21 protein-coding genes and 1 pseudogene are annotated in these 24,474 nt (G+C 39.8%); 4 read left to right on the top strand and 18 right to left on the bottom strand.

What is annotated here, in order from left to right; all coding sequences use genetic code 11:
* Nucleotides 1–86: 86 nt before the first annotated feature.
* From NYE72_RS15190 to NYE72_RS15175, 4 genes are all read right to left on the bottom strand, one after another.
* On the bottom strand, nt 87–1,061 hold the full coding sequence (locus tag NYE72_RS15190; protein ID WP_038571041.1) for an AraC family transcriptional regulator: 975 nt from the start codon (nt 1,059–1,061) through the stop codon (nt 87–89).
* Nucleotides 1,062–1,237: 176 nt separating this feature from the next.
* Nucleotides 1,238–2,143: a hypothetical protein gene (locus NYE72_RS15185; RefSeq protein WP_339212031.1), complete on the bottom strand. Its 906-nt coding sequence runs from the start codon at nt 2,141–2,143 to the stop codon at nt 1,238–1,240.
* The gene (locus tag NYE72_RS15180; protein WP_036677465.1) at nt 2,140–2,697 is read right to left on the bottom strand and encodes a sigma-70 family RNA polymerase sigma factor; all 558 of its coding nucleotides are present in this window, start codon (nt 2,695–2,697) and stop codon (nt 2,140–2,142) included. The genes NYE72_RS15185 and NYE72_RS15180 overlap by 4 nt, the downstream gene beginning before the upstream one ends.
* Before the next feature lie 173 nt (nt 2,698–2,870).
* Nucleotides 2,871–3,545: a hypothetical protein gene (locus NYE72_RS15175; RefSeq protein ID WP_339212030.1), complete on the bottom strand. Its 675-nt coding sequence runs from the start codon at nt 3,543–3,545 to the stop codon at nt 2,871–2,873.
* A gap of 176 nt (nt 3,546–3,721) precedes the next feature.
* On the opposite strand from NYE72_RS15175, the gene NYE72_RS15170 reads away from it, so the two are divergent.
* Nucleotides 3,722–4,501 carry a GNAT family N-acetyltransferase gene (locus NYE72_RS15170; RefSeq protein ID WP_036677469.1) on the top strand — a complete coding sequence of 260 codons (780 nt, stop codon included), beginning with the start codon at nt 3,722–3,724 and terminating at the stop codon, nt 4,499–4,501.
* Nucleotides 4,502–4,598: 97 nt separating this feature from the next.
* On the opposite strand, the gene NYE72_RS15165 is transcribed toward NYE72_RS15170, so the two are convergent.
* The 3 genes from NYE72_RS15165 to NYE72_RS15155 are packed head-to-tail and all read right to left on the bottom strand — an operon-like array spanning nt 4,599 to nt 9,543.
* Entirely contained in the window at nt 4,599–6,593 is a 1,995-nt protein-coding gene (locus tag NYE72_RS15165; protein WP_339212028.1) for an alpha/beta fold hydrolase, read from the bottom strand.
* A 51-nt stretch (nt 6,594–6,644) separates the two neighbouring features.
* Nucleotides 6,645–8,405: a dihydroxyacetone kinase subunit DhaK gene (gene dhaK / locus NYE72_RS15160; protein WP_076099236.1), complete on the bottom strand. Its 1,761-nt coding sequence runs from the start codon at nt 8,403–8,405 to the stop codon at nt 6,645–6,647.
* Nucleotide 8,406: 1 nt separating this feature from the next.
* Entirely contained in the window at nt 8,407–9,543 is a 1,137-nt protein-coding gene (locus NYE72_RS15155; RefSeq protein WP_076099237.1) for a glycerol dehydrogenase, read from the bottom strand.
* Between the two features lie 203 nt (nt 9,544–9,746).
* On the opposite strand from NYE72_RS15155, the gene NYE72_RS15150 reads away from it, so the two are divergent.
* A complete protein-coding gene (locus NYE72_RS15150; protein WP_076144127.1) occupies nt 9,747–10,805 on the top strand; it encodes a PocR ligand-binding domain-containing protein in 1,059 nt (352 codons plus the stop codon).
* A 24-nt stretch (nt 10,806–10,829) separates the two neighbouring features.
* On the opposite strand, the gene NYE72_RS15145 is transcribed toward NYE72_RS15150, so the two are convergent.
* From NYE72_RS15145 to NYE72_RS15135, 3 genes are all read right to left on the bottom strand, one after another.
* Entirely contained in the window at nt 10,830–11,756 is a 927-nt protein-coding gene (locus NYE72_RS15145) for a VanZ family protein (RefSeq protein ID WP_076144129.1), read from the bottom strand.
* A gap of 162 nt (nt 11,757–11,918) precedes the next feature.
* Complete coding sequence (locus tag NYE72_RS15140) at nt 11,919–13,877, bottom strand: RICIN domain-containing protein (protein WP_076144130.1); 1,959 nt, start codon at nt 13,875–13,877, stop codon at nt 11,919–11,921.
* A 224-nt stretch (nt 13,878–14,101) separates the two neighbouring features.
* Nucleotides 14,102–14,953: an aldo/keto reductase gene (locus NYE72_RS15135; protein WP_339212027.1), complete on the bottom strand. Its 852-nt coding sequence runs from the start codon at nt 14,951–14,953 to the stop codon at nt 14,102–14,104.
* Nucleotides 14,954–15,076: 123 nt separating this feature from the next.
* Between NYE72_RS15135 and NYE72_RS15130 the strand changes: the two genes are divergently transcribed.
* Nucleotides 15,077–15,478 carry a MerR family transcriptional regulator gene (locus tag NYE72_RS15130; RefSeq protein ID WP_339212025.1) on the top strand — a complete coding sequence of 134 codons (402 nt, stop codon included), beginning with the start codon at nt 15,077–15,079 and terminating at the stop codon, nt 15,476–15,478.
* A 59-nt stretch (nt 15,479–15,537) separates the two neighbouring features.
* On the opposite strand, the gene NYE72_RS15125 is transcribed toward NYE72_RS15130, so the two are convergent.
* Nucleotides 15,538–15,963, bottom strand: coding sequence for a MerR family transcriptional regulator (locus NYE72_RS15125; protein ID WP_076099242.1), 426 nt, complete (start codon nt 15,961–15,963; stop codon nt 15,538–15,540).
* Nucleotides 15,964–16,197: 234 nt separating this feature from the next.
* Here NYE72_RS15125 and NYE72_RS15120 point away from each other — a divergent pair.
* Nucleotides 16,198–16,593, top strand: a pseudogene (locus tag NYE72_RS15120) (cupin domain-containing protein).
* A 68-nt stretch (nt 16,594–16,661) separates the two neighbouring features.
* Here NYE72_RS15120 and NYE72_RS15115 read toward each other — a convergent pair.
* The 7 genes from NYE72_RS15115 to NYE72_RS15085 all read right to left on the bottom strand — a co-directional run bounded on the left by NYE72_RS15115 (nt 16,662) and on the right by NYE72_RS15085 (nt 24,423).
* The gene (locus NYE72_RS15115; protein ID WP_339212023.1) at nt 16,662–19,826 is read right to left on the bottom strand and encodes an ATP-binding cassette domain-containing protein; all 3,165 of its coding nucleotides are present in this window, start codon (nt 19,824–19,826) and stop codon (nt 16,662–16,664) included.
* Between the two features lie 102 nt (nt 19,827–19,928).
* Nucleotides 19,929–20,345 (bottom strand): SRPBCC domain-containing protein, encoded by a 417-nt coding sequence (locus NYE72_RS15110; RefSeq protein ID WP_036677852.1) that lies wholly within the window; start codon nt 20,343–20,345, stop codon nt 19,929–19,931.
* 2 nt (nt 20,346–20,347) lie between these two features.
* On the bottom strand, nt 20,348–20,668 hold the full coding sequence (locus NYE72_RS15105) for a metalloregulator ArsR/SmtB family transcription factor (RefSeq protein ID WP_036677853.1): 321 nt from the start codon (nt 20,666–20,668) through the stop codon (nt 20,348–20,350).
* 217 nt (nt 20,669–20,885) lie between these two features.
* Nucleotides 20,886–22,358, bottom strand: a complete 1,473-nt coding sequence (gene ascB / locus NYE72_RS15100; protein ID WP_038571018.1) for a 6-phospho-beta-glucosidase — start codon at nt 22,356–22,358, stop codon at nt 20,886–20,888.
* A 42-nt stretch (nt 22,359–22,400) separates the two neighbouring features.
* Nucleotides 22,401–23,699, bottom strand: a complete 1,299-nt coding sequence (gene celB, locus NYE72_RS15095; RefSeq protein ID WP_038571015.1) for a PTS cellobiose transporter subunit IIC — start codon at nt 23,697–23,699, stop codon at nt 22,401–22,403.
* 59 nt (nt 23,700–23,758) lie between these two features.
* A complete protein-coding gene (locus tag NYE72_RS15090; protein WP_052097037.1) occupies nt 23,759–24,082 on the bottom strand; it encodes a PTS lactose/cellobiose transporter subunit IIA in 324 nt (107 codons plus the stop codon).
* 23 nt (nt 24,083–24,105) lie between these two features.
* Nucleotides 24,106–24,423, bottom strand: coding sequence for a PTS sugar transporter subunit IIB (locus tag NYE72_RS15085; RefSeq protein WP_036677859.1), 318 nt, complete (start codon nt 24,421–24,423; stop codon nt 24,106–24,108).
* Nucleotides 24,424–24,474: the final 51 nt, after the last annotated feature.

Raw genomic sequence — 24,474 nt, 5'->3', positions numbered from 1 at the left:
AGCAAGTCCGATCATACACTCTGCTGATAGGACAGAACTACCGGCAGAGGGATTGAATAACAGTTTGGCGGATATTTATTTAATTTTTATCGTTTTTTAATTACTTCTGAAGGATTAATTCCATATTGCTTCCGAAAAGCTTCGGCAAAATGACTAAAGTTGTTGTAACCTACCATCGTCGCTGTTTGGCTGACACTAATATCCCCGGTACTTATGATTTCCCATGCTTTTTCTAAACGTTTGTTCCGTAAATATGCAAATACAGTTGTTCCGTACTCTTCCTTAAATCCAACTTTTAATTTGTATTCGTTAATGCCTGCCAGCTTGGACAATTCGATTAGCGATGGTGGGTTTGCCATGTGGTCAAGGATGATATCCCTGGCTTTCCGAATGTTTTCTCGGTCACTACGTGATAAATGCAAACTGCGTTTAATATGCTTTTGCTCAAAAAGAAAAACGTCAAAATATACAGATAAGAGTTCTAATGCCTTCCCCTCTACGTACAACCGGCGCATGGAGGTATGATATGGACAGTCTCTCAATTGCACCAATAATCGGGTGGTTTCTGGAAGAATAGGCATACGGAACATTCGAAAAGCACGTGAATCTAACAGTCCGGATAAGCTGCGAGCATGTGAAGAGCCTTGATCCTCCATCCATGAATCAAATAGTGTAACTGGTACACCTATGGACAATAAACGGATAGGTTCAGCACTGCGATAGTGAAATTCCGCCTGGAAATCCTGCATGAACTGCAATGAACAACTATCGGGCATTAACTCATGGCTAGTATCTGTAACATGAACTTCCCCGCTCCCCTGCAGACAAAAGCTTAACTCAATCATTGCTGCTTCGGATTGAACCTGAACTAGGCGATCATCAGCAAAACGGTAATCACTATCAACAATTTCGATCCCGGAGGGTGTGATCACTCTATCGACGTATCCTTGGGTACTGGATTGTGCAAAATGTTTCCTCTCTGTAGTGTCCCTCATAGACGGAGCCTCAAACAAAGCATCGAAATACCCGTTATAGATGTTATGAATAGATGAACTTGTCATTCTGTTATACACTCAGCAGGTAAGCTGCACTCCGTAATCCCAATATTATGTTTTATCATGAGCAGATCACCTTTTCTCTTCTATTAAATGATAACGATTATCATTTAGATCATTATATGCGAGATATTGGATAACCTGCAATGTACAGTTTGTTAGGATCACTTATCTCCGCCTCCTCAGTAAAGCGGTAGCACCTCTTGTGTCAGCCCTGAAAAGAGGTCGCTGGTTTGAACAAAAAAGGCATCAGGCAAATAATAATAAGCATCACCCATAGACACCACCTTTAATTCGGGAATGATATATATGGCGATATAAGTCCCGTCTTTTAGGTTGAACTGTAATTGATATGATTTCCCTTGGGATTGCGCCGCTGCAAGAGCTTCATATTCCTTAATGCTTAGCTCTGTTTTTTTTGCGCTGTACAAACCTTCGATAATGGACTCAACAATAGGATGATCAGTGATAGTCTTTTGCACGTCATTCCCCACATGATTCAGAATATTGATATCTTTTGCATGCTCCTTCAGATTAGCCAGATCTAAATACTCCTTCGCGCTTATTGCAGAATCGTCTACCTTCGCCACAATTTCAGCTAGATAAAAATATTGCTCATCCTTAACTGCAATACGAAAATGGGATGGGTATGTTGGGATTTCATACAGCTTTCCACCAATTGCGAACGTAGCGGCATAATCCTTTTCCGCATTCTTATCCCCGTCTTTCTTTCCGGGCTCTTGGTTGAGATCAAACTCTAATGCACCAAGCGATTTGTCAGGCTCCATACCTGTGAACTTAAACTGAGCGCCATCTGCTACGAATGCATAACGGTATCCATTGTAATTCAGAATTTTGCGAACCCCTGTGGGAGACGAGACTGCTGTCTGCTGCGATATTTGTGGTGAATTAGGCAACGGCGTCTGTGGAAATTTATAAACGGCCACACCTAACACCAATGCAGCACAAGCTGCGAATGAGCCCCACTTTACATAAGTTTTTTTATTAGTGCGTCTCGCGGAGTTGGCTTTTTCTATCAAATTTTCGTCTATGTAACCGATTGTTTTGAAGAGCTCTTTATTATTCAAAGGAAATAACCCTCTTTCTGAAGATATATTTGGAGTTTTTTGCGTGTTCTGAAAAGAATTGATTTGGTTTTGCTTTCACTGATTGAGAAGCGTGCGGCAATATCGGCCAAAGAATCAGAATACCAGTAACGCCTCAAAAAAATATCCCGCTGATCTTCCTTAATGTTGTGTAGAAATTTGCTTATAGATTCGGCTATTTGTGCTTCCTCGTATTGGGTTTCAACGTTGTCTGAAGAGGATAAACAATCGTTTAATTCATCAAGAATCGTATCGAATTTTTTATTCCGTTTTTTAGCCATGTAATAATCATATTTGTTCAAAGCAATATTTCGTGTGATTCTCCCCAGAAAAGAGGACAGCTTTGCAGGAGACTTCGGCGGTATTGCTTCCCATGCACCAAGAAAGGTATCGTTAACACATTCTTCCGAATCTTCAGCATTAGACAAAATGTTATGAGCGATCCGAGTACAATAATTTCTATATTTTTTCGATGTTTCTTCTACTGCCCTTTCATTACGTGCAAAATACAATTGTATGATTTCACTATCTTCCACTCCATCACTTCCGTTCGATTTGATTAAGCATTCACTTATAAAGTAGGAAAAGAAGTGTTTAGGTTGCATAAAAATATAATTTTCTATAAGCTTCGGCATTCAACGCTGATAATATGACATAAAAATACAAATATCCCCTCATCCTAAAGGATAAGGGGAAGTTATAATATCATCTAATTTTTAATTAATTCTACTTCCTTCATTGGAGCCTTTGTCTTACGGAGCATCATCCAGATCCCCCCCAGACAAAATAAAACACTACACCCCATGCCAAACAACGCACTGGCGTTTAATGCCTGAGGTGAGCCTTTCATCGTAAGCACAGCCATTTGAGTGACAACAATGGAGACTACGGCATCAGTAAAGCTAATCATTTTTAATGTTGATATAATGGGATTGTTGAGATGACGGTTAACAATGTTTCCATGAATGGCAAAACCAAGTTTTGTAAAAGCGATCAGTGCTACCAGATATACAATGTAACCTTCATAAACCAAAGCGTCCCCGACTAGATAAATCCGCAGGCAGACCAACAGATAAGAAACACCTAGAAGACAAAGAAAAACACCGCCACGCTTATAAACATAAAGCTCCATGGAATACCTTTTCTGTGGTGAACTGACTTTTTTAGCTAATGTATATTTATGAAGCACCTGTCCTTTGGCTATACAAAGAATCAGATAATAAAGTGCATTTGTGATGAACCATCCGGACAATAGATATAACCCAAGAATTAATTTGCCTATACCAATAAAAGCATTGATGACTAGGGAAGCGGCGTTGAACATGGCGGTTCGATCTTGCGGATTTCCGAAGTACCGAACTAAGATTGCCTTAATATATATCATCCTCTCAAGAAAACCTTCATATCTCATTTTATGTTTCTAAGGGGACAATAGTATCATACTTGGCTCAACCCAGCAATAAAGCAATTAAAGTTCTGATTTATGATATATTAGAAAAGGTTGTGCTAATTCGGCAAGAGGAAATAGCAACAGCAATTGTTAATGGAGGCAGGTCGTATATGTATAGAAAATTAACAGCAGCAGAGTTGGATGTTATTTTAAGCTCGATTAATAAGGAACAGCATTTTTTATATTATTCATACCTTACTTTTCGCAGACAAAACACAGTGCATTACGGTCAGTATTCTGACCAGGGCGAGTTGCTTGGAGTATTAGCCTTTTTAAGTGGCCTTCCGTTTAATGCTTTTTCTGTATATCCAGTTCAGCAGTCCTTTTGTCTCAGCTCAATGTTGGCGTTCATGAAAGATGAATTACATCTACATAACCATGCGGTGGGTAGCTTTATTATTAACGAACAAGAGCTGCAGGTCTTTGCTTCTCAGCTTGAGTTCTACAGCCCTCCCCAAAAATTGCTTCTAATGAAACATATTCATGAAGATGTTCTACCAACAGCGGACAAGCATGTTATGCACTTAGGACCTGCTCATTTCCAGCGAATTGAAGCAAAGATGAACGAGCTGCAAACCATGGCTTTTTCAAAAGAAGAATTACAGAATCCGTTCTATGGTGTGATGGCACAAGACGAGCTGATTGCTGTAGGAGGATACCACATATATAGTGAGGATTACGTTGAACTAGGAAATATCGGAACAGATGTGGCCTGGAGAAGAAATGGATATGGAAAAAAAGTCTGTGCAGAGCTAACACGCCAAGGACATGCCATTTCAGCTAACGTATATTTGAATGTTTTTGAGGAGAATGTAGGAGCCATTTCTCTATATCAATCGCTGGGATATGAACTCATTTGCCAACAATACATCGTTGAATTTATTATTTAATCTAAAAACGTACTGCATTAGCTGCAGTACGTTTTTTCTATCTAAACCTCTTACGCCGTAGGCATATTCTTCGTAGAAGAATAGATTATAGCATCTCTCAAAATGTAAATGTATTGGCTGCGCCCATCATCACTATAATCATACAATTCACCATGGCTCCCAGCCATATTTTTCCTGTGCACTTAAAGAGGTAACGCGAAATATAAGCTGCAATAAAAAGCTGGAAAACGAGAGGGAAAAGGACTAGTATTCTGAGCCAATCTTGATTTTGCCAAAAAGTTACGCCTGTTGAAAATAACGTTCCGTATTGTACCCCAATGAGCACTAGAATTCCAAGCACACCGCCTGTCCCGCTAATGAGCAGATCCCTCCATTCTTTCTGCCCTTCAACTGGGGTGGTAGAGTTCACGGCAATTGACTGTGCAACATAAAATATAAAGAAGAAAAGCATATAACGTAAGCCAATTAATAATTGATTCGGAGTGAATACTTTAATTGCCAGTACCCATAAGCGGAAGTCTGTCTGAAAGAAATAATCTGCAAATGCAACCAAAGCATAGAATCCAGTGAATATACATACCGCAAGTGCAAAAGTCTTCAGCAGTTCTTTCAAATTTGTTTTTATTCCCCAGCTTTCAGAGTGCTCATTATAATTTTTTCCTGATAAACGAGTGGTTAGCCAGAATAACAATAGACCCACAAGGCCGTTAAAGATCGCCCAGATTAAAATAAAGTTCATGGCGGTTTGTGGAAATAAACTACGAGGCTGAAGGATATTCTGTCCAGCTATAATACACCAGCGACTGATCGGAAGGTATGATATTGCGGAAATTACCCAACTCATTATCCAAGAGCCCCAAAAAAGAATCTTGCTTTTTCTGGTCTTAGGCTCCGGTAACTTGGCAGGAGTAGGTTGAATTAGACTATTGAAACAAGGAAGCTTGAGGAGCAATACCGCAAAGGGGACAATAAATAAAAAGGATCCTAACAAGCCGATAAAGTTAAAGATCTCTTTCCATAACCATAATTGGTTGCCGGCAGATAACGGATTATTGATTTGAAACGCTTTCGTAAAAAAGTCAACTAAATAACCAGTGCTCGCCACCGAAAAGTGTTGCCAAGGGTGGATCTCCGCTGGATTGTACACGACGCGCAAGGTTTGATCAGCTGCATTACCGTAATATTTGCCGATTTCCACAGCGTTTATCTTTTGATTCTCCGGCATTACTGAATTTATAGCAGCTAGTGATTCTGGGGCATCGCCCGAAAGATCAGCATTCCCTCTCGCAAATCCGGATCCGCCTTCATCATATTTGCCTACATTGATGCCTACATTGGCATGGATGTTTTGAAAAGTCTCATCGGTAGACTGTTCGACCTGAGAAACAATGAAAGCGGATGCAACTTTATTCAAAGCTTCAGCCTTGGCTTCTTCACTTACCGTAATAATTGCGCCTTCTTCTGAAGAGGGATCTTTCGCCGCTTCGAGCTCTGCCAAATAAAGTTGGCCATAATACTGGAGTGTACTCCAGGTAATCATTCCACCCATAGAATGACCACTAATGCCAATTTTTGTAGAGTCTACATAATCAAGACTGGATGATGCATATTCCACTAGAGGAATCATCCCATTATTCTCTGACATTATCGTTGGGAAAAATGGCATATCAGGAGAGCTCGAGCCTCCGTGCCATAAGAAATCCATTGCAATCACAGCAATTCCCCGACGGGAAAGTTCGATTGCGGTACTATCCTGCATCTCTTTATTATTTAAAAAACCGTGACTAGTAATGACGAGTGGAACTTTATGCTCTGCATTTGCTGAGACAGGCCTGAACAGGTTTCCCTCTATCCAAGTACCATTATCGGACGGAATCTTAAACTTACTAATCTGGACCTCGCCGAAATCTGTTTGCAAGAAAGAAGCTCCCACACAGCTGATCAAAACCATGGATAAAGCGACACATAAAAATTTCAATGCTAATCTCGTAGACAGAAACTTTTTCATCTGGTCTCCCCCCAAAAAAAGTATCAAATCAAAATGTGTAACACAAAATGGGCAAAAAAAATAACCTGAATCCGAAAAATTCATTAGTAGACCCCATGAGTAGATATCCCTCGGATTCAGGTTTATGTGTAGTTCTTATTTCATTGCTTTTGCCAGCTCTGTGAAAATAACCCCAAGCGCATGAGCACCCGCATCTGGATAACCGATGCTGCGTTCCCCTACTGTGCCGGCTCTTCCCATACGGGCAACGATTTCTATAGTATTTTTTGACCCTTGGACAGCTGCTTCCGCTGCTTTACTTGCCGCCACTTTAATATCATCGCCTTGCTCTGCACTTTGGGTCCAGGCATCTGCAAACGGTACAAGCGCATCAATCAATGTCTTGTCTCCGACGACAGCCCCTCTGCCAAAAGATCTTTCACCCGTATCTTGAATCCCTTTGACAACAGCTTGCATCATATCAGCAAACTCCTGAATGGTCAGCTCTTCCTTCTGCTGAACATTTTTGCTCGCTGCGCGGAAGCCTGATCCCCAGATCGGTCCGGATGCTCCACCGCAATATTCCATAATGACCATGGAACAGGCGTCAAGGAACTCACCGATATTAGTGAGATGATGAGCTAAAATATCCTCCCACTCGACTTTCAGCTGTTTAAAGCCCTTAGCTACACTCATCCCGAAATCACCGTCTCCAGCGTGGGAGTCAAGCTCACAGAACGGAACTTCATTCTCAATAATGACCTGGCTCATTTGATCGAGCAGATAGACGATATTTTGCAAAGTAAACCGATTGTTCTTAATCACCGCTGCAGCAGCATCCGTATTATTCTTAAAGGATACATTGCTGTCTGCTTTCTCTTCTTGGATTACTTCAGTATAGTTCACAGGCTCAAAAGGGCCTTTAATCGACAAGGCTGGTGTATCACAAGGCGCAGATAACCATTTCTTTAGCGTCTCATCCAGCTTCATTATCGTCACCGATGCACCTGCCATGTCAATGCTGGTCATGTAGTTACCAACAAACACTTTAAACACTTGTTTATTCTTAGCGGTTAATTCGCGGATGACAGAATTGTTCAGCAAATATAACTCTTGCAGCGGGGTGCCGCCAAATCCATTAATTAATACGGCTACTTCCTCCTGCTTCTGATCATTCATTTGGAAGTTGTCTAGCAAAGAGGTAACCATTCGCTGTGCTAATTCATCTGCGGGTACAATTTTCTCCCTGCGTATTCCAGGTTCTCCATGGATGCCAACCCCGTATTCCATCTCGTTCTCTTCAATATGAAATGTCGGAGTACCTTTGGCAGGCACGGTGCAAGAGGTATAGGCGAAGCCTATGCTGCGCACATGATCAATTGTATGTTGCGCCGCTTCTTTCACTTCCGCTAAGGACAATCCAGCTTCTGCTGCTGCTCCGGCTACCTTATGAACAAGCACTGTTCCGGCTACGCCTCTTCTCCCTACTGTATAAAGGCTGTCTTCAACGGCAATGTCGTCGTCTACTTTGACATAATCCACTTCGATGCCGTCTTCAGTTGCTAGATGGGCCGCATTTTTAAAGTTCATGATGTCACCGCTATAATTCTTGATAATAAGCAGCGAACCTTTGGTGCTGGCTGTGCGGCGAATCGCTTGATAAACCTGAATTTGGGATGGAGAAGCAAACACATCACCGCATACAGCTGCATCCAGCATCCCGGTTCCTACAAACCCGGCATGAGCCGGCTCATGCCCGCTTCCGCCACCACTGATCAGGGTAACTTTATCTTGATTAATCTCTTTTTTAGAAATCACTTTGAATTTAGGATCGAAATCCAGCTCGGGATGCGCCAAGACAAGCCCGTTACACATTTCCCTAACCAGAGTCTCCGGCTTGTTTATGATTTTTTTCATCTTAAAGCTCCTTACTTGATTTATATTGACGGCCTAATTGATCGGCTGCCATAATTGCTGATGCAACCGCATCCTCCGTAATTGGGAACGGCATCGAATGGATAGATTCCTCAGCAATGCAAGCTTTTTTAGCAACCTCAAGCAGTTCCTCATAGGTTACATGCTCAACACCAATATCCGCTAAGCAAACTGGGAGACCAATCGAAAGACAGAAGTCCAACACTTCTTTTAATTCAGTCCGGTCTGCGTTTTCAAGAACCAGTTGAGCAATCGTGCTGAAGGCTACCTTTTCACCATGATAATAATGATGAGTTCCTTCCAAAGCAGTTAACCCATTATGAATCGCATGAATCGCTGCCAAACCACCGCTTTCAAACCCAAGACCCGATAAAAGAATATTCGTCTCGATTATATTCTCCAAAGCTGGGGTTACGATATTCAGATCGCAAGCCTGCTTCGCCTTGAATCCATTCTCAAGCAATGTCTCATAACAGAGCTTTGCAAGTCCCAGCGCTGTTACTGTCCCTTTAGCTTCACCGCAAACCCCTTCACGAACTCCGCAAGGTAAACCTGCATTCACATTGGAATACGAATTTGCAGTAGCTCTTGCTTCAAAATAGGTTGAAAGTGCATCTCCCATGCCTGCCACAAGAAATCTTGTAGGTGCATTGGCAATAACTGTTGTATCAATCATGACTACACTCGGGCTTTGCTTGAAATAAGCATAATCATCAAATTCACCTTCCGGAGTATAGAGCACCGCTGAGTGGCTTGTCGGAGCATCAGTTGCTGCTATCGTTGGAACGATAATCAGTGCTTCTCCTTCAGCTACACATTTTGCCGTATCAATCGCCTTACCTCCACCCAAGCCAATCGTACATGCACATTGATGCTCCTTGGCTAGCGCTTGTAATCTGGCGACTTCTTGTCTTGAGCATTCCCCGTGGAAGCCGCTTTCAACAAGAGTTATATTAAATTTCTGTTTAGTTGACTCCAGTTTGTCTTTCACACGTGTTACATCATCTGGATGGGCAATTAACAAAGCAGAATCACCAAAGGTTTTTACGAAGTAACCTAAGTTCAATAATTCATTCTCACCTTGTACATATTTCGTCGGACTGATAAATGCTCTTCTCATTTTTCGTTCCTCCTCAGTTGTTTATAGTTATCATTATAGATTGCTCTAATTTAAGAAACATGAAACAATAAAAGCTTATTAAAGCGTTTTCTTATCGTATTTTTTTGTCATAATCGTGAAAAATCGAACTTTCATGTCATTGTGTTGAATTATTCTGTATAATGTTCATTAAGATTCTATAACTTACATAGGAGAATTTTGTGATGTCAAAATCCCGGTTCAATCTAGAAGAAATTATTGATTTGAAGAAATGGGAAAAGCTCCAGGATTCCTTATCTCTTGTAACCAAAATGGCTATTCTTACTGTTGATTACAAGGGTGTTCCCGTGACCAAGCACAGCTATTGTCAGCCTTTCTGTCAAGGTGTGCGCCAGGACTCCCATCTCTCTCAATATTGTCAAAAATGTGATGCCCGCGCTGGAATTGAAGCGGTTCGCCAGAACAAACCGTTTATTTATTTATGTCATTTCAATATTATAGATATCGCGATTCCAATCATTATAGATAATCAATACCTAGGTGCAATTATGGCCGGACAGCTCAAGCTTCGTGAACCTGACGCGCCACAACTGGAGCAGATTGTCTCTCGGCCACCGAATGTGGAGACGAACATGAAGTTTCAAACACTCAAAGAGGATTACCTGGCACTGCCTGTTTTATCCTACGATGAAGTAACAAAGTGTGTTGAGCTGCTGCTGCAGTTAAGTACCTATATCGTGGAGGAAGCCATTCAAAAGCATACTACCGTGGATTTGTACAAAAAGGTTCTGACCACCAATATAGAAGAACCCGCTTCTGCCGAAGCTATGGACGAATCAGACCGTACGTACCGAAAAATCCAATCCATACAACAGGAGTTATCCGAGGCTTTGATTGAGACCAAATTAAAAAATGGTGTTCAAAAGTTCGTCTCAGCGAATTCTGTGCTTCAGCCTGCTTTTAATTACATTTATACACATAAAAATGAGAATTTCAGCCTCAAAGAAATGGCTAAGCTTTGTCATATCAGCCCCAGTTATTTCAGCCGTATTTTCACAAAAGAAACTGGAGAGAATTTCTCCGTCTTCATTGCCAGACTCAAGATTGAATGGGCTAAGCAACTGCTGGAATCCACGGATTCTCCGATCAATCAAGTCAGTGATGATTTGGGCTTTTGCGACACGGGCTATTTCATTAAAACCTTCAAAAAATACGAGAACCTCACCCCGGCTGTATATCGGAATATGTATATGAGGCGATCAGCAAAAGAAACCCTCCGTTAATAAAATTAGCGAAGGGTTAGTTCCTCATTCCCACCAATGCTTCATTTCACTAAATCCTACATCCCATAACTTCACATTCCCTTTAAGGATAAAGGTTATTTCTTTTACGGTAACTAATGCCGTATTGTTGAGTTCAGCTTGGGAACTATATTGTTCACTGGATTGAAGGATCACGTTGCCATCAGCTATAATCATTAGTTCACTGCTAGAATTTTCATTTTCCGGGAATCCAAAGCTGAAATATAACGATACCTCTTTTTTATCACCCAAAGTATAGGTGTATTTTTTAATTTCTTCACCTTCACTGCTGTATAAATTCATTTTTGGTATTATATTTTCACCAGCGATAGTGAAACTGGGAAGATTATGCGTGATAGGCATGCTTCCCGTAAGCTTTTCCAACGTTTGTAATCCCTGCACAGGTCTTTCACTTTTCTTCAGAGTTAAATCAATGATCTCAGAGATTCCCATGATTCCAACCAATAGCACAACAACAGATAATGTCGAAGTAAAAAACGATCTCCTGGTGATTTCCGGGGAAAATCCAATCTTATATGCACAAAATCCGATCATTGCCCCTAACGTATTGGAGATGACATCGGCTACATCAAAGGAACCTAAAAAAGTTAAAGCTTGAAGAGTTTCCAGCCCAAAAATTGTTAAGATAAACAAACAAATAAACTTCTTAAAATGTGTACGATACAGCAAAGGGAATAATACGCCAAAAGGAATAAAAGCAGCGATGTTCCCAAAGTCATAAACCCAAGAAAAGGATAGGTCAAAGAGATCAGGAAAAAGAAGCGGAACACTTTCAGGAATCAACATAAACGTGTATTCATACTGGCTTGATGCATGCTCTACTCTATTGAAAGCAAAAAACAAAAAATATAAGATCAACAGTGTATACAAAATAATTCCTATAATAAGGATCTTCCGTAATTTCACTCCCATAATAACTTCACAATTCCCTCCATATGTCGATGGAAATAGTATATCTCTCCAAGGTGACATTCCCGTGACACTGAAGGTGACGATTTAGTCATTCAAGGCTTATTTCGATAAAAAAGCCATCACCCTTAGTTTAAGGCCGATGACTTTTTGATACATGATATTTTATCTATTCGTGACTAGTTTCCAGTGCTGGCTAGCAGAACCTGTATTATTTGCTTGAATAATATTTGCACCCTCTGTCGTTGAACCCTGATCTACTGCCAGAACTTTTCCACTGTTACGATTAATAATATTGTAAAACTCACCTGAGGGTTCCAAAGTCCACTGCTGGTCATTCGATCCGTTATCATTCCATTGAACACTTTGAGCACCGTTAGCTAATGAACCTCCTAAAATGCCCAGGTTTTTACGACTATTAGTATTGACCAGTTTCGTATAACCATCAGCTGTGCTGACTACAAACCAATTTTGGTCATATGATGAAATTCCGCTGGTCCACTGAACCGCCTTCCCTCCATCTGCCATCGAACCTTGATAGATTCCCAACACTTTACCACTGCTCTCATTAACCAATCGATAACTGTCCACCATAATATGTCCTTCATCTGGAACCAACTCCCACAGCTGATCAGTGCTGCCTGCATCAGCCTGCTGCATAACTTGGGCACCCTCTTCAGTAGAACCCTGCGCTATACCTAACGTCTGACCACTGTTACGATTAACAATCTTGTAGTAGTTACCAGAGGCTTGTAAAGTCCACTGCTGGTCATTGGAATTGTTTTCAGTCCATAATACGGCTTTAGCTCCATCAGTTGTTGATCCTTCTAATATTCCGGCGACCTTACCACTCTTTGCATTCACAATGGATTTGTAACCGTTAGGAGCATAACCACTTTCCGCAGTGGAAATGAGCCAATATTGATCCAAGGAATTAGTCCCACTGCTCCATTGCACGAGCGGATTGCCATTCGCAGTTCCGCCTTCCAATACACCTAAAGCCTTCCCACTCTTCACATTAATTAATTTGTAGTAACCTACGGACATATCACCGTATTTCACCGTGTTTTTCCCACTAAAAAATCCGGCTTGTGGGATAAATAAGCGGCCATTGCTAAGCGGCAGTAGTTGGCGGTTATACCCTGCGTCTACGGGTGGATTATATGGAACCCAGCTGCCGGATGCATCCACTCTAGAAGAGTTGATCAGCACTTCTTTTTTTCCTGCAACGTTTAATACGAGTCTCCCATCTCCCAAAGCAGAAATATAGGGGCTTCCTCCGTACCCTACAAGAGTTCCTACTTCAGTTGGATTCCAGCTCTCAGGATCTGCTGTAATTTTCAAATAATTGGGCACGCCCGGGTATCCGACCATCTCATAGGTCATTGCGTAATTACCATTGCCCAGCTTAGCGATTGTAGGCATTCCTGGACGTAATTTACTGTCTGCAAATGCCACATCAGCTACCACAGGTCCCCAGTTCGTGCCCTCCAACGTAGTCTGATGAACTAACTTCTGGGCATGAGCAGGATCACGTTCATCTGAATAATAAACAATGAGTTTGTTGTTGTGAACCAAAAAGAAAGGCTCCCAAATGGGATCGTAACCAATATCGTTTCGTCCACCTTCAGCAATGGTGCTTACATATGTCCATGTTCTACCTAAATCATTGCTTTTATATAATTCCAACTTGGTAGCTGCTTTGTTGCTTGGCACAGAATTTCCTGCAAGAAGCATAGTACCCGCAGGCATGTTACCTATAGATTGGGGGAGTTCAAACAATTCAGGGCAATTTAACATTCCCCAACCGTTTTGAGTATCCTCCACTTCTCCAACCTGATTCCAAGTGACACCATTGTCAACGCTTTCATAAATAGGGAAAACAGGTGTGGTATTAGAGGTTTGTTCAAATGTAGCATACATTTTATTATTGTTGATGCCACTATATTTAAGCTGGATTGCCCTAGGTGATAAAGCCCCATAGGATGGTGAATCTGCTGGTGGTACATATAAGACGTTAGGTCCGAAAGCGTTTACAATATTACCATCAAAGCTAATCCCTGTGCCAACCACTGTCACTAAAACCAACAAAAAAGTCAAAACCTTTCTCAGTTCTCTTCTCAAAAGTAATTTCTCCTTTACTCTGGGATTTTTTAAACGTATACAGCTTCAATATAATTAATAAACGGATAAATGAGAATGTAATATCTCGACCGGATCATGCAATATGATTACTCAATTATCATCCCCTCAATAAAGTTTTGGAGTTAGATCTGGTTTATATAATAAGGGTGCCCCTTAGCCTTTTCATGGCTTTTAGGGCACCCCTTGGATGTGCAATACAAATGTTAAATATCAAATTTATGTTTAGCGAGTCCTTCTACGATTTGGGGATCATTATGCGAGAAGAAAACACTCTGTTTCGTATCTAACGTAGCTATTGTCTCTAAATCTTTTTGGTTTAATTCGAAGTCAAAAATATTAAAGTTTTCGATGATCCGTTCTTTATGCGTAGACTTTGGAATAGCAATCACGCCTCTTTGGGTTAACCAACGTAAGACTACCTGAGCAACGGATTTCTGATATTTTTCAGCGATAGAAACTAATACTTCATTATTGAAAAGGTTGTTTCGTCCTTCCGCAAAAGGTCCCCATGACTCGATCTGCACATTCTTCTCTTTCATATAATTCGCACTTTCGATTTGCTGCTGAAAAGGATGTGTTTCAATCTGGTTGATTGCAGGTGTAATTTCATTGTGGCTAATCAAATCAATTAGACGATCCATTTGAAAATTGCTGACTCCAATCGCCTTGATCTTACCCTCACGGTACAATTCCTCCATAGCACGCCAGGAACCATATATATCACCAAATGGCTGATGAATTAAATATAAATCTAAATAATCCACTTGTAATCGATCGAGCGATTTGGCAAAGGCTTTCTTAGTACGCTCATAACCGGCATCCTGAATCCAAAGTTTAGTAGTAATAAATATTTCTTCTCTTGGTACACCACTGCGTTTGATGGCTCTACCGACGGCTTCTTCATTTTGGTAAGCTGCTGCAGTATCAATCAGGCGATAGCCTGCCATAATAGCTTCATAAACGCTCTGCTCGCATTCGCTAGCATCATTCATTTGATAGACACCAAAACCAAGGATAGGCATCACTACACCATTGTTCAGAGTTACTGTTTGCATATGAAATCCTCCTATTTACATGTTCTGTGATTAAGATTACAATAATTAGCCTAACAGGTTCGAGTAACACGAAGTCAAGCGATGCTGAGTTCTTTTCGCATCCATTTTCAAGGAGGAATTACAATGTATACTGTGAAGGAAGTTGCCAAACTACTGGGTTTGACTGAACATACCATCCGTTATTATACGGATAAGGGTTTAGTTCCAACGATACAACGGGACAAAAATAACATTCGTCTTTTTGATGATGACTCCATTAATTGGCTAACAGGTGTAAAATATCTCAAACAATGTGGGATGTCAGTAGAAGACATTAAAAGCTATGTAGACTTGTGTTTACTAGGCGATTCTACCATCCACGATCGTTATCAAATCATAATGGAGTATAAAGCCGCTGCTGCAGCTCAGTTGGAAGAGGCCAAACTTAAAGTCAAATATATGGAAGAGAAAGCTGATCATTATCTAGATATTATCAATCAGGTAATTCCGGATGACACGAATCCAGCTAAATGGACAAAATCATGAACAAGAGGCAGATGAACAACTTTTGATTATCAAAGGTTGTTCATCTGCCTCTTAACTTGTTAGGAATCTACTTTTTCTTCTTGATGTGATATCTTTTCATTGTGATAAAGGACGAATTCGTATTTATTCCCCGTTAGTTGATCATTATAAAATACAATTTTACGGTTCAGTATATCTAAGTTTTGTTGCAATGCCTTAATTTCTTGTTCCACTTGTTGCTTACGCTGTTCAAGTAAATTTTTCCGTTCAGGAATTGTCTCGTCCCCCATAGCCCGCCACTCGGTATATTGCTTCAATTCTGCCATCGTCATTCCTGAATCTTTTAAATGAAGTAAAAATTGAACCCAACCTATATCCTGATCTGTATATTCGCGTAAATTATTGTCACTTCGATGTGGAGTAAGTAATCCTTCCATTTCGTAATATCTGAGCGTGCTCTTGTTAACACCGACGATTTCTGCAAATTCTCCAATGGAATAAGGCATGATCCCCACCTCCATTTCTAATTTTGTTTCTATCCAAAGGATATACTTAAACTAATAAAAAACCAAATGTCGGAGTATGAATCCATTTTTATGGCTTGCCTTAAAGTGTACTTTAAGGTCTATACTTCATTTTGAAGCAGTTAATTTCGTTTTATGTAGGGTGGCCTAAAGCTTGGTCGGCATTTAATATTGCCAAAGAAATTTATAAAAATTAAACGAAAGAGGTTTTTTATTATGGCTAATGAGCAACTAAGCAACAGTACTATCTTTCCACTCGGACAAAAGGTTGAAGCTAATTTTATAGGTGATGCATACTTGCAGATGATTTATACTGACGCGACACCTTTGAATGCGCCTATTGGGAACGTAACCTTTGCCCCGGGAGCTCGCAATAACTGGCACTCCCATAAAATCGGACAAGTATTATTAGTTACCGGTGGTGAGGGTTGGTATCAAGAAGAAGGCAAACCAGCTCAATTCCTCCAAACCGGGGATGTTGTGAATATTCCAGCGAACGTAAAACATTGGCATGGTGCTACAAAAGACAGCTAGTTTGTTCACTTAGCCATTTCACCCGGAGAAACAGAATGGTTAGAACCTGTTGATGGTAAGCTTTATAATCAATTGTAAAAAAACGCATCGGGTCTATGGACTCGATGCGTTACTTTTCTATATCGTCTTTTTGAGAAAACTAAACTCTATTGCTCAAGAAATTGGTAAACTGCCATCATCTCTTGTTTATTCAACTCACGAATACGATTGAAAATTGGAATATCAGCTACAGCCTCAATGTTTAAGCTTTTAGAAACAACGTCACTTACTTTACCCGTTAGCCAAGTTTGCACATCTATACCTTCAACGACTTCCTTACGCCCTTCATCATTGATGCCACTCGCATAACAACTAACACAAGGAATCGTTAATTTATATACGCCATCATGAAGTCCATCTTCCGAAATAACTTTTTTTCCTTTACAGAATGGACATGGATGGCTTGCTTTAATCTTATTAATTAAGGTGACGATTTTTTTGTAACCAAACGCTTCATAGACATAAGTCAGCTTTTTATATTTTCCATTAGTGAAACACTTATCTATGATATTTTCTCTTGTTTCGTGGATATTGGCAAAATCACAGATCGTAATCCGGTTTTTCCTGCTGATGGATTCGATACTGCTGCTAATGCTGTCCCAGAATGGCAAGGCATTTTGTAACACCATTTCATATTGCGCAAAACTTCCTAACTCTAGTTCAAGCATTTTTAGAGCGACTTGTGATTCCCTGGGTAATAGAGAGACCTCTTCTGTCAAAACCATATCTCCGCCCACGATGGCTTTCATTTTTTCTAGTACCTGTAATTCACCAACGGTGCTAATGACTTGTTCAAGGGGCATCCCAATAAGCTCGCGAATATCAGTGTCGCCGAATTTAAGCTTTTTATGATGATTTAACACCGTTCCTTGACAGATTGGACAAGTAATCATTTTTTTGGACGCTTTAATATGCTCTTTAATAATTGATTTCGAAATGACCATATAGTTCCCGATAATGGTATTAAAGCCTTCCCAAGTTCTCGAGGCTTTAGCTGCTTTATCATAGAAGGACTTTTCCCAATACCCGTATAAAAAGGTGTGTTTTTCAGCTTCTGTCATCTCATTATAACTTTTGCTAATATCTTGTCCGAGCTCATTCTTTAACTCATCAAAGATGAATTTTATTTTTGGTAATTGATAGAATTTCAGAATCTCCATCGCATCTGGATGTAATGAGCCGTCCCAAAAGGGGACGTTCTTGTCCTGAAGTACAATATCAAAATCAAATTCTTCAATCACACGGCGGCCCTTACAGCTTGGACAATGATTGTCTGATTGATAGAAATCAAAGCTTTTTGTATCCTTATTAGTGGGATGCGCTGCCACAATATGGTTGATCAAGCCACCCATTTCATAAAGGAAAGTAAACTGACTATACAAGTGTCGTTCCAGATCAATGGCGATGACAGGTGCAATCGTATCCGATTCATATTCACCATAAATCAGGCGGGCCATGGAGGATAAGCTTTTTAATATGCCACCTTTATAGATGTTCTCTGCATTTTTAAAATAGGCGATCTGATCTTCTTTTAAATAGGCAATTCCATTTTGTTGCTGGAGTGTTGAAGAAATGTGCGCAGGCGCCACGCTATCTGCACTGTTTTGTTGACGATAATAATCATCATGACTGAGAACATCAAGATGCTCCACAGGTGCAAGCTGTCTTTTGCCAAAATCAACGATAAAATCAGAGTTATCTAACATATAAGAATTATGTTCAATCATGATTATGGAGACAGATTCATCCTGCAAAATGTCCCTAATGCTGTCAATGAATTGATTTAAAATATTTTGTGATAAACCTTTGGAAGGCTCGTCAAAAATAAAAAGTGTATGTGGATTTCTTGAGCCCGCAAACAGCTCAGAAACTAAATGGACACATTGAAATTCACCCGTGGATAAGGACTGTGTTTTTCGCTCCAACGTCAAATAACCAAGTCCAAGCTTGATCAATAAGCTTAGTCTTTTATGAGCAATGTCCTCATTTGGCAGTTCAACAATAATATCTTCAATCGAGCGCTCAAAAATATCATCAATATCCTCACTGTATTTTGTCAGTTTCCTTTTAATATCAAGAAAAGTGGCAACGGTCGAGCGACTGGTAATCGACTGATTTCGATCTTGCCCTACGATCACCAGCTTATCTTTGGAATAACGCTTTAGAAAATCTTTGACCATACATTCATTAACCAGCGTAGATTTACCACATCCGGACTCACCTGTAAAAGTTACCAGCCTATTTTGGGGAATCTGAATCTCGGCCATTTGAATATTACGACAATAAAGATCATGAAATTGATAATATTCTGCAGGTGCTGCCTGATTTAGTTCTTTATTGATGGGCTCAGGACGTGGTGATTCCTCAACAATTTTCCCGCCATATTTGCCACTGCCAGGTCCAAAGAACAAGTGTTTATCCGCTGTGTCCAGCACCGTGTCAGAATGGTCAATGAGCCAAATTTGATTTTTATATCCCAATTGTTTAATCTCCGCTAAAATCTTCAATAGGGTTTGGTGATCGAGACCCACGGAGATTTCATCAATGATAATCACGGTATTTTCACTTGTTGCCATAAATTCTGCCAAGTAAAGTCGTGTTAATTCTCCGCCTGACAATGTACCCATAATACGATTTAATGTTAAATAACCAATATTCATATTGATTATATTTTTCAGGATTTGTTGTTTACCCTCACTTATCTTAAGCTTTTCTGCTAGTTTAAAAATGGTTTCGATGCTAAAGTCGTTTAGATCGGAAATACTCTGTGCTTGATCCGATAATTCAATTTTATATTGTTCAGCTGCTTGATTGTAGCGTTTTCCTTGACACTTTTTACACTCGATATTTTTTGTAGTTCCACGCCCCTTACAATCAGGACACCAACCTAATTCATTATTAAATGAAAAAACCTCTGGAGAGAGATTATATTGTTCAGCAAGAGTGACACGGATTTCAGTAAACACACCTGTATGTGTGCCAATGGTTGACCGAGGATTTGAAGATATGGATGACCTACCAAGAAAAAGAACAAGGGGCATTGCTTCCATTTTGATCGCACTGAAATTAGTCTCCATAATATTGGGGAATAAATACTGGTATTCAGCTTTTGGCAATAAGGAAACGAGACGTTTTTTTGATTCTTCCCCAATCGTTTGACAAAAAGTTGTTTTACCAGATCCAGACAAACCAGCAATTCCTAACGACTCATCCACTGGCAGTACCGTTTCTAATCTGTTAATATTGTTCGCAATTAAATGATTTATTTTCATAGTAAGCTCATCTCATCTCCATTCTCTTCATCTAGTATTGCCATGATATATTCCATTAAAAAGGGCACTTTCCCTGTTCCAGAAAAGCGCCCTATTCTTGAATTACAATTCTGCTAATACCTTTTCGAGCTGACCACCCATATTTGTCCAGGCATATTTAGCACCTTCGATGGCTCCTTGGCGGGCTTTCGTCTCTTCACTAAATCCTGATTGATCTAGATGGAGATTAACCTTCCCCTCTGAATCTTGACTCACAGTCCAAGTAACAGTAGTACTTTCTCCCGCACTATTCCAAGTATAAGATAACGTATGAGGCTCATCCACGACGAGTACTTCGCTATCTACAATTCCATCCCACCATTCATTTGGCTCAGCACGGAATTGAAATTTATGACCAACGACTGGTTTAAAATCATTACTCCAGATCCATTTCGCAAGCGTATCCGAATCCGTTAAAGCATTCCATACCTTCTCGATCGAACTTGTAAATTGAAAATCTAATGATACATCTGGTTTCATAGTTATTCCTCCAATATAAGTTTTAATTTATCAATTCTTTGCTTCCAGAATCCTTCATAAAAAGATACCCAATCTTGAATTTCTTTCAAAGGATTGGCATTCAACCGATACCTCGTCTCTCTGCCAACCTTTCGAACAATTACGAGACCAGCATCTTTAAGTATATTTAAATGCTTCGAAACGGCTGTACGACCCATTTCAAAATGAATCGTTATCTCATACAGAGGTAATTCATCAACATCAGCCAGAATTTGAAGAAGTTTTCGTCTTGTTGGATCCGCAACAGCGTCATAAACATCCCTCACTTGACTATTGTCGCTCACAACCACCCCCACCTTTTCCGTAATATTTCCTGTAATGTCACCGAGTATCCATCAATATTACCTAATAGGACACCATTTGGTGTCTGATTGATTATAAGACACCAAATGGTCACATGTCAACAATCCAGTGAAAAAAAGCATTACCAAAAGCAAGTCCCGCTTAGGACTGCTCCTGATAATGCCTCCAGATGAATCATTTCGTTTTACGATTTAATAATCAATCTAATTGTTCTCCATTAGTAGCGATAACATTTTTGTACCAATAAAATGATTTTTTCTTTATACGACGTTTTGTACCTCTGCCCATATCATCTTGGTCCACATAAATGTAGCCATAACGCTTGGACATTTGATTTGTTCCTGCACTCACCATATCTATGCAACCCCAGCTTGTGTAGCCCATTACATCTACACCATCTGCAATGGCTTCTTTTATTTGCTTAATATGTTCTTTTAAATAATCAATTCGATAATCATCCTCTATAACATCGCCTTCTTGTAATACGTCTAAAGCACCTAGGCCATTCTCTGCAACAAGTACCGGCTTTTGATAAAGGTCATACAATTGGTTTATTGCAGTTCGTAAACCCTTAGGATCAATCTGCCAACCCCAATCACTGGATGGTAAATAAGGATTTTTCACTCCGCCTGTAAGCAAATTCCCTTCTGCGCCTTCTATCTTTTCTGGATGTGCACTGACTGCACCAGACATATAGTAGCTAAAGGATACATAATCCACTGGATAGTCTTTCATGATTTGTTCATCCTCAGGCTCTGTTTTCAGAACTATATTTTTTTCTGCAAACATTCGAGCGGTATAAGCCGGATAGTAACCTCTCGCTTGTACATCAGTAAAGAATAAAGAGGTACGTTGTTTATCAACTGTGGCTTGAACGTCGTCAGGATCGCAGCTATAAGGAACAAGAAGTTGATAACTAACCATACATCCAACCATTGCTTGAGGATTACTTTCTTTACACGCTTTGGTTGCAAGTGCACTTGCTACAAATTGATGATGTGCTCCTTGAAACATTGCTTGTTCAATATTCGGGTGATTTTCTTCGATAACTCCTAGACTTACATATTGGTGGTGTACTACACAGTTAATTTCATTAAAAGTCATCCAATATTTCACTTTATGTTTGTATCTTTCAGCTACAGTGGTTGCATAGCGAACAAAAAAATCTATAACTTTCCGGTTCACCCAACCTCCATACTTAGTTGTTAGATGAAGTGGCATTTCATAATGGGATAAAGTAACAATAGGCTCAATTCCATATTTGTTCAATTCATCAAACACACGATCATAAAATGCAAGACCTTCTTCATTAGGGATTAATTCATCCCCATTTGGAAAAATACGAGTCCAAGCAATGGACATGCGGAAGGCTTTAAAACCCATTTCGGCTAATAAAGCAATATCTTCTTTATAGTGGTGATAAAAATCCACCCCATGTCTTTTGGGATAATACTTTTCACTTGCGGGATCTTGTGCTTCTTCTATTTGCTTATGAGTCATGAGGTGCCACTGGTCAGACCAGTTTTTTTTAGGGGTGTTTTCGTCAAAAATATATACATCTGCTAGAGAAAGCCCTTTACCGCCAACATCACTTGCTCCTTCTAGTTGATTAGCAGCTGCTGCTCCCCCCCATAAAAAGTTTTCTGGAAATGTCGTTTTCAATTCAAACATGTGTAAACCCTCCTTGTTGTTAAATAAAACATATACTACGGATTAAACCTGTTGGATAAGGGCATCTTGTTCTTCTTTATATTTTTGATTATCCATTATTCTAAAGAACGGATAGTAAATAATAAACGCTACTGCAAACAGTACAATTTGTAAGATCATTCCCGAGATACTACCTGTCATCAAATATCCGCCGATAATTAATGGCATTGTTCCCGGAGGCAGTACACCTATTGGCAACGCTACTAATCCAAAATCCATGGAGAGATAGGTTATCAAAACAGTAACAATCGGTGTTATAAGAAATGGGATTAACATCATTGGGTTTAATACGATGGGCATCCCGAAAATTAACGGTTCATTGATATTAAATAGTCCTGGTCCAATCGTCAGTCGACCCATTTGTTTCAGCTGTTTGCTCTTCGCAAAGAATAACATTGCAATCGTTAGTCCTAGAGTTGCACCAGAACCCCCGATAAAGATAAGATATCTGAATTCTGCTGTAACAATATTATGGACGGGTGAACCCGCTGCGTAAGCTGCAGCATTTTCTGAGGTCAATTGCAACCAGATAGGCAACATGACAGAACCTACAATGGTGGAACCATGTAATCCTATTGCCCATAATAAGTTGATTAACAAAAACACAACAATTGTTCCCGCTAAGCTTGTACCAACAGTAGTTAATGGTTGTTGAAGAAGTTTGGCAACAATGGTATGCACGTTATCAAAACCAGTGAAGTTCTCAACGAGTAGGCGAACTCCCCAGACACTCACGATAACAAAGAAACCAGGAATAATCGCTGTAAAGGATTTAGCAACTGTTGGCGGCACACCATCCGGCATTTTAATAACTATATTTTTTTGTACGATTCTGCGATATATTTCTGTTGCGAAGATTGCGGTTAACAATCCTACAAATAATCCTTGACTCGAAAAATAGTTCACGTTCATTGCTTTTGTGACAACATCATCTACTGTGAAAGATGTTGATGGAGTGACTACAAAATATGAACATAATGCCACAGCCCCTGAGGAAAGCGGATCCACTTTATAGCTCTCTGCTAGTCTATAACCAACGGCAAATGTTGCAACTAATGCGACAAGGTTAAATGTACCATTGTACGGATATAGTAAGGCTGTTTTGATATTTGGATGGGCGACCAAGAAATCTAAATAGGCTGGAATTGGCAGGTTTGCTAAGATTAAAAAAATGGAACCGATAATAATAAACGGGATAGTTAAAACCATTGCATCGCGAAGCGCTTGTAAATGCCGCTGACCAGAGATTTTACCTGCAACTGGCATTACCTTATCTTCTAAAAATTTCGTTATTTTATCCATAGTTTCTTGCACGCTCCCGAAGAAGTATTTTCTTATTGCGATGCCACTTCTTTTTGATCCTATTTTGAAAGCTTATAAAGTTCAATTATTTCCGTAACAAGTAAAGAAATGGTCTCAACACTCATTAGTTGGTCTTCAGCATGCATAAGGATCAGTGAGAATTGAAGCTGTTCGCCATTTGCTTCTCTTTTGATTAATGATTTATGCATTTTATGACCTTCTCTAAAAAATTGCTTTGATTCTTCTAATTTTTCTTGTGCCTCTTTAAATTCTCCCTCTTTGGCTGCGAAAAGCGCCTCCATTACTAAGCTTTTAGCTGCGCCTACATTACTGATAATGTTAAAAGCCACAGTATAGTATTCCTCTTTCACTTCATCTACCATTACTCTCTGCTCCTCTCTTATCTCTATTTACTTTCAATTAATTGCAATGCTTGTTCAAGTACTTTTTCACCGTTCATCATTCCGTAATTCAACATATCAATAGCTTCTATAGGAATGTTTTTATCTGCTAATCTTGTTTCTAATTGCTTTTTCATATATTTCACCTGAGGTCCTAACAATAAGACATCAACCTTTTTCTCTTGCAAAGTAATATCAATTTCAGATGCTGATTTAGCAAAAACATCGACATCCAACCCTTTTTCTTCAACAACCTTCTGCATTTTTGTTACTAAAAGGCTTGTACTCATTCCTGCTGAACACACCAACATAATTGTATTCATATTGACTTCCCCCTAAAATTATCATTTATTGAACACCTTTAGTGTAAACTT

Source organism: Paenibacillus sp. FSL L8-0333 (assembly GCF_037965665.1).
Taxonomy (GTDB): Bacteria; Bacillota; Bacilli; order Paenibacillales; family Paenibacillaceae; genus Paenibacillus_AQ; species Paenibacillus_AQ odorifer.
Note: the sequence above shows the minus strand (reverse complement) of the source record. Positions and strands in the feature narration are given on the sequence as shown.